The 6,279-nt window shown below is 63.1% G+C and carries 8 protein-coding genes; 3 read left to right on the forward strand and 5 right to left on the reverse strand.

Features of this window, described 5'->3' with window-relative positions; all coding sequences use genetic code 11:
* Positions 1-109: 109 nt before the first annotated feature.
* Entirely contained in the window at positions 110-814 is a 705-nt protein-coding gene (locus QZ269_RS05840) for a 50S ribosomal protein L25/general stress protein Ctc (protein ID WP_291425274.1), read from the reverse strand.
* A 441-nt stretch (positions 815-1,255) separates the two neighbouring features.
* Between QZ269_RS05840 and QZ269_RS05845 the strand changes: the two genes are divergently transcribed.
* Complete coding sequence (locus QZ269_RS05845; RefSeq protein ID WP_291425276.1) at positions 1,256-2,404, forward strand: acyl-CoA dehydrogenase family protein; 1,149 nt, start codon at positions 1,256-1,258, stop codon at positions 2,402-2,404.
* A 253-nt stretch (positions 2,405-2,657) separates the two neighbouring features.
* Here QZ269_RS05845 and QZ269_RS05850 read toward each other — a convergent pair whose 3' ends face one another.
* Positions 2,658-3,221, reverse strand: coding sequence for a 5-formyltetrahydrofolate cyclo-ligase (locus QZ269_RS05850; RefSeq protein ID WP_291425308.1), 564 nt, complete (start codon positions 3,219-3,221; stop codon positions 2,658-2,660).
* Positions 3,221-4,012: a phosphodiesterase gene (locus tag QZ269_RS05855; RefSeq protein ID WP_291425278.1), complete on the reverse strand. Its 792-nt coding sequence runs from the start codon at positions 4,010-4,012 to the stop codon at positions 3,221-3,223. Before QZ269_RS05855 ends, QZ269_RS05850 begins: the two co-directional genes overlap by 1 nt.
* A 49-nt stretch (positions 4,013-4,061) precedes the next feature.
* On the opposite strand from QZ269_RS05855, the gene QZ269_RS05860 reads away from it, so the two are divergent.
* Entirely contained in the window at positions 4,062-4,610 is a 549-nt protein-coding gene (locus QZ269_RS05860; RefSeq protein ID WP_291425299.1) for a phosphoribosyltransferase family protein, read from the forward strand.
* Positions 4,611-4,737: 127 nt separating this feature from the next.
* Here QZ269_RS05860 and QZ269_RS05865 read toward each other — a convergent pair whose 3' ends face one another.
* Positions 4,738-5,064 carry a hypothetical protein gene (locus QZ269_RS05865; protein ID WP_291425301.1) on the reverse strand — a complete coding sequence of 109 codons (327 nt, stop codon included), beginning with the start codon at positions 5,062-5,064 and terminating at the stop codon, positions 4,738-4,740.
* Between the two features lie 240 nt (positions 5,065-5,304).
* On the opposite strand from QZ269_RS05865, the gene QZ269_RS05870 reads away from it, so the two are divergent.
* Positions 5,305-5,784, forward strand: coding sequence for an NUDIX hydrolase (locus tag QZ269_RS05870; protein WP_291425303.1), 480 nt, complete (start codon positions 5,305-5,307; stop codon positions 5,782-5,784).
* Here the strand turns inward: QZ269_RS05870 and QZ269_RS05875 are convergent.
* Positions 5,750-6,061, reverse strand: coding sequence for a hypothetical protein (locus QZ269_RS05875; RefSeq protein WP_291425305.1), 312 nt, complete (start codon positions 6,059-6,061; stop codon positions 5,750-5,752). The genes QZ269_RS05870 and QZ269_RS05875 overlap by 35 nt on opposite strands.
* Positions 6,062-6,279: the final 218 nt, after the last annotated feature.

A 6,279-nucleotide genomic window follows, 5' to 3' on the forward strand; every position in this document is an offset into this window, starting at 1 on the left:
AACTGGGCAGAGGTATGCTGAGTCACGCTACGCGCAAACCAAACCAGAAAAACCGGAACCCCATACAGGAATTCCGGCCCGGCAGCAGGAAAAATCAGCTGCGGTTTCCTTAGGCCTCGGGGCTGTCCTTGTCCAGATCCTTGCCTTCTTCGGTCTCGGCTTTGGCTTCCTCGAGGCTGGCGTCGCCTTCCAGAACAGCGGCGGCAGCTTCCTCGGACAGCTCGCCTGCGGCCACCAGACCAGCCACCTGAGCGGCCTGCGTTTCGGCCTGTAGTTCCTCAGCGGTCAGACGTGGGGGTAGCACGCTGATGATGATCTGGTCGGCGTCGGCGGCCAGGGTGCAGCCTTCGGGCAGTTTGATGTCGCCAGCAGTGACATGGTCGCCGATCTTGAGCTTGGTCACGTCTACCACGAGTTCCTGCGGAATGCGGCGTGGGCCGGGAGCCACGATTTGGAGCTGGTGGGTCACGATGTCGACCAGACCGCCTTCGATTTCGCCTTGGCTCTTGCCGGTGGTGTGCACGGGCACGCTGACTTCGATGGCTTCGCCGTAGGTCACCATGAAGAAGTCCACGTGAATGGGCAGGCGCTTACGCTTGTCCATCTGCACGGCCTTGACCAGTGCGGGGAAGGTTTCGCCGCCTTCGACGGTGATGTCGAACAGGCCAGTGGTGCTGGTGCGGCGGAAAGCGCGGTCGAATTCCTTGCGGTTGAGGGCAAAAGAAATGTTCTTTTCCTTGTTGTAGGCGACGGCGGGGATAAATCCTTCAGCCAGTTTTTCCTGGCTGGTGCGGGGTTTGACGGTCATTTCCATGATGAGGCTCTCCTTAGGTACTGCCCTTTCGGGGTTCTGCCCTAATAACTTCTGCGCTGTCACGCTCTCGCTACGCACTGACCCGTGGGGTCTTGCCCGATGAGGCGTCAGGGGCAGGGGCAGACATGCAACCGTAAGAGCATAGCAAAAGCGGCTACCCAATTGGAAGTGCGCCCGTGCCTATTGCCTATGTGCTTATTGCCTACGTGACTGTATGACTGCGTGACTATGACTCTGCGAACTCCACGCCAACCTCACCCCACCCACCGGGTTATGCCTTTGAATAGACCTCCTGCAAAAGTGGGGGGTCGGGCCACCCCGCCTCCCCACTCTCGCCGAGTAGGGAGAGCCGAGCAGGGAGAGTAGGAGTAAACCTCATGAGAATCACCGGGAAACTTTGGCAAGAGGTCTAATGGCGGGTCAGGACGTAGGATTGACCAAATGAACTTTAATCTGCCCAGGGACTTGCAGGAAATGCAGGCGACCATCCGCGATTTTGTGCTGACACGCGTGGAAGACCGTGCCCATGAGATCGAGGAAACCAACAGCGTGCCGCCTGAGCTGATGAAAGCTGCCGCCGACCTGGGGCTGTTTGGCCTGAGCATTCCCGAGGAGTATGGCGGCGTGGGACTGGGCAGCCTGGGGCGCTGCTCGGTGTACGAGGCGATGGGCCAGGGCCACATGGGCTTCGGCGGCATGATCTCGGCGCACGCCAGCATTGGTACCAGTGGGTTGGTCAAGCTGGGCAACGAGGAGCAGAAAAAACGCTTTTTGCCCCGAATGGCAGCGGGCGAGTGCGTCGCGGGCTTTGCCATCACCGAGCCGAGCAGCGGCAGCGACGCGGCCAACATCCGCACCCGCGCCGAAAAGAAAGGCGACGTGTACGTGCTCAACGGCACCAAGCACTACATCTCGAACGCGCCGATTGCCGGTCTGCTGACGGTCATCGCCATCACCGACCCCACGCAGGGGCCACGCGGCATGAGCGCCTTCCTGATCGAGCCGCGCACTACCCCCGGCGTCAGCATCGGCAAGATCGACGATAAGATGGGCCAGAAGGGCGCACTGAGCGCCGAGGTGATTTTTCAAGACGCCGAAATTCCGGCGGCTAACCTGCTGGGTACCGAGCACCAGGGCTACCGCGAGGCGCTGGGCATTTTGACCAACGGGCGCGTGGGGATCGCTGCCCGCAGCACCGGAGCCATGCAGCGTCTGCTCGACCTTTCGGTGGCGCACGCCCAGGCCCGCGAGCAGTTCGGCAAGCCCATCGCCGAGTTTCAGGCGGTGCAGTTCATGCTGGCCGAGATGGAAATCGCCATTCAGACCAGCCGCGTGCTGTGGCAAAAGGTCGCCTGGATGGTGGATCAGGGCCAGGACGTCAAACGTATGGCGAGCGTCGCCAAGTACCACGCCACCGAGATGCTCTCGCAGGTGGCCGACAAGGCCGTGCAGGTAGCGGGCGGCATGGGCTACGTCAAGGACGCGCCGTTCGAGCGCTTTTACCGTGACCAGCGCCTGCTGAGAATTTACGAGGGCACCAGCGAAATCCAGAAGGTCATCATCGCCGCCGACCTGCTGAGGCACAGATGAGCGCGGGCCGAATTCAGTGACCTAGCGGCGCACCCCGTCAGCTTGACGGCCAGAGCTCTAGAGTCATCTCCCTGCCCCTGACGCGCAAGCCGGAGCCGGGGGGGTTCCTGCGCCGTGGAGTCCTGGCCGCTGTGTTCTGGCCCCTGTGTTCTGGTTGTTGGGTAGCTCCTGGCTACCGTGACGCGGGTCAAGCGTCCAGATTCACTCTGCTTCGCAGCTCTACCGGTTCACTTTCACCGAAAGCTCTTTGTGCCTACTCGCTTTGCCTCGCCGCTTTGCAAGTCCGCTCGGTGGCCAGGTACCCGGCGCGGCAGTCGTGTGCTTCGCTAGGCAGCCTGGGCACCAGCAGCGCTGACCAGACCACGCCTATGGTCAGGCCGGTGTACCCCGGCAGCAGGCGGTCATAAAAGCCGCCGCCGTAGCCCAGGCGTACGCCGCGCAGGTCGTAGGCCAGGCCGGGCAGCAGCACCGCCTCGACGCTGCCTAGTGGGACCTGCGGCGTGTCGGCAGGCGGCTGAAGGTAGCCTGCCTTGCTGCGTTCGGTGGCCGTGTCCCAGGCATGAAGCGTCAGGTGAGGCTGGGGCCTAAAGCGGGTGCGGGTCGTGAATAGCTCGAATTCGCCGCGCAGCCCCGACACGTCCGGTTCGCCGGGCAGGTGGTGGTAGGCCAGCACACGCCGGACACCCTGAGCTTGTAAAAACGCTCGCAGGTGCGCCGTGACCTGTCCGGACTGATCGGCAATGGCCGGGCGGGCAGCGAAGGCCCACGCCCGCCAAGCCGCCTTGCTGTCCCTGTCGTGGGGGCCGACCTGGGCCATCAGATCCACTGCACACCGTCGTGCTGCGTAACCAGCCCATACTGGCCGATTACGCTGGTGTAGGTCAGCAGGTCATCTGCCGGAGTCCAGTAATGCAGCAGACAAGAGGCGGGTTGCTGCTGCGCCAGCACCTTGGCAGGCTGGCCCAGATCGGGCAGCCAGGCCGCGTCGGTACCGCTACAGGTCATCAGAACGGTTCCGGCAAGGTGCTGGACGGTGCTCATGTGGATGTGCCCCGCCACCACGCGCCGCACCTGCGGGTGTTGCCGGATGATGTCGGCGAAAGCCCCGGCCCCTTCCAACTCGGTGCGGTCTACCGGTTGTATACCCGTGACCAGCGGCGGGTGGTGCATAAAAATCAGGGTGGGCGTCTGCGGGGCTTCGCTCAGGCGGTCTTGCAGCCAACCCAACCGCTTTTCGCACAGCAGGCCGCCGCTTTCGCCGGGCACATGGGTATCCAGCGCAATGAGGCGCAGCGGGTCACACTCGACCACGTACTGCATAAAGCCGTCCAGCGCCTGCGTACCCTGTGGTCCCACGGCGCGGCCCAGTTCGTCCCGCTGGTCGTGGTTGCCCGGAATGACGTATACGGGCATGGGCAGCGGGGCAAGCCGTTCCCGGAACAGAGCGTATTCGCCGGGCGGGCCGTGCTCAGCGCAGTCGCCACTGACGATCACGGCGTCGGGTCGCAGCGGCAACTGGTTCAGGTGAGCTACGGCCCGCTGGAGGGCCTGTGCCTTGGCCGGGCGGGACAGGTCGACGTGCGTGTCGCTAAGCTGGGCAATGAGCATACGCCACAGTATGGGCATGTAGGTCAGGCCAGCGTATTAAACTGGGCCGGTGAAAACGCACCTAGTGAAAGTGGGCGACGTGACCCGCGAACTGCCCGTCGTTCAGGTAGCGCCGGGGACCAGCGTGGCCCTGTTCAACATGCTCGGGGATACCGAAGTCACCGAGGCCGCAGGGAAAGCCCTCGCCAAATTGCTGCCCCCCGAGGTCGAGGTACTGGTGACGCCCGAGGTCAAGGCGCTGTCGCTGGCGCACGTTATCAGTCGGGAAAGCGGCAAACCCTACATCGTGATTCGCAAGACTGTCAAGCCTTACATGGTCAATCCGGTGGCCGAGGAAGTCGTGAGCATTACCACTGGCACGCCGCAATTGCTGGTGCTTGACGGCTTCGACGTGCCCAAGATCAGGGGCCACAAGGTCGCCATCGTAGACGACGTGGTGTCTAGCGGCGGCACCCTGCACTCACTGGAGCACATCATCAGCAAGGTAGGCGGCGAACTTACGGCAGTGCTGGCCGTGTTCACCGAAGGCGATCAGCGGCCCGAAGTCACGGCGCTGGGGCATCTGCCGCTGTTCAAGGACACCGATCACGCCGAATAAGTCGGCCCCTGCCCGGTGATGCTTGCGCCATTGCCCAGACTTTAGCTCTAAGTCTGAGCGCAAAAAACAGGAAGGCACAGGCTCATGGCCCCGCGCCTTCCTTGTTTGGTTCTGGTGTCCTACAGCTTTACTTTTGCCCAGGCAGAGGCTTTTTGCGAGCCGGGCCGCCGTCCACACCGCCGCTTTTGGCCGCGCCCGTGCCCCCCCTGGCGTCGCCTTCAAGGTCGCTGTCGCCGTCGTTGTTGGGGTCGCCCTGGCGGTCTTCGCCGTCGCTGCCGCCGAGTTGCCCGTCGTCGAAGCCGGGTTCGTCGTTCACGTTGGTCTGGTTGGCGGCGGCGTTGTCGCGCAGCACGTCCTCGGCAGTCATCTTGTCGTTCAGCAGTTCGCCGGTGGTGCCTTCGTCCACCACTTCGCCGGGAATGCCTTCCATATCGTCGCGTTCGGGTCTGGTCATGCCCCTACTGTACGGGTACGCCGGGGCAACAGGCTGAGTGCGGCCTTGAGGTTTGGCTGCGACAAGGGCTGGCCTATGGCCCCCTGTAAACCCTTCAGCCTGGGCAGTTTTTGCCCCTAGGCCCCTTGCCTTTTGACCCCCAGAGCCCTGCTGGCCAACCATGCGGCGACGTTCGCAGGAGGTCTATTGTCTGGGAGAACCCGCACGTGCAGCGCGGCAGGCCCGCTAGACTACGGAGCAATGAGTCACCTGTCGCGTACCCTGCCCCTCAAACGCGCCGCGCACGTCTATCTGGTCCGGAACGCCAACGAGCTGCTGCTGGTCGAGGAAAAGATGGACGACGGCAGCATCTTCTACGGTCTGCCGGGCGGCAAGGCGCTGGCGGGCGAAACCTTTGCCGACGCCGCCGTGCGCCAGGTCAGGGTCGAAACGGGCCTCAGCGTCACCGATCTGAACTTTATCAGTCTGCTCGAAGGCGAGTTTCTGAGCGGCACCAGAAACGAGTGCTACGCCATGTTCTCGCGCTTCACCGCGCACTTTAGCGGTGACCTTGACCCTACCGATCCGGAAGTGGTGGGCGTCAAATGGGTGCCCTTCGAGCAGGTCGAGAGTCTGGTGCGCTACGGCCCGCCGCCCGAGTGCGAGGAGCGCAATCCGCTGATCTGGCTGCCGACCCGCGACTTTATTAAAGGCCGGGCGCGGACGTACTACCCGATCTGAATGCCGATTCGGGGCCGCCCTTCCCGCACGAAGGTGATGAAATCGGTTCCGGCTGGTTCGTGCCCCTGTTCGCGCTCAGCTCGGGCCAGATGGCGACCGCCGAAGTGTCCTGGCCGCGCAGCCGGGCCAGCCAGACCCGCTGTGCCCCCAGAACGTGCCCCAGGAGTCGCACAGCCTGCTGCGGTGCGCCGTGCGCCGCTTCCAGGCTACGCAGTACGCGGGCATTGGCCCAGGCGTCGTAGTTCAGATCGTCCCGCAAGTCTGTCAGTGTCGTCATGGTCTGTGCCTACAGTCCAAAGCAGCTTGCATAATTACGCCATTTGTGGAACCCCACCCCAAACGGCTCCATTATTCCAGCTGCTCATTCAAAGTCACTCGCTCCGCTCGGCATAAAAAGGCCATAAACAACAGAGCCTTTGTAACTGCTCAGCAGGGGGACTTGCGAAGCGGAAAGGGGTAGAGTAGGGACATTACGCAAAAGATCTGTCCCAACTG

It is taken from the genome of Deinococcus sp. (genome assembly GCF_018260405.1).
Taxonomy (GTDB): Bacteria; Deinococcota; Deinococci; order Deinococcales; family Deinococcaceae; genus Deinococcus.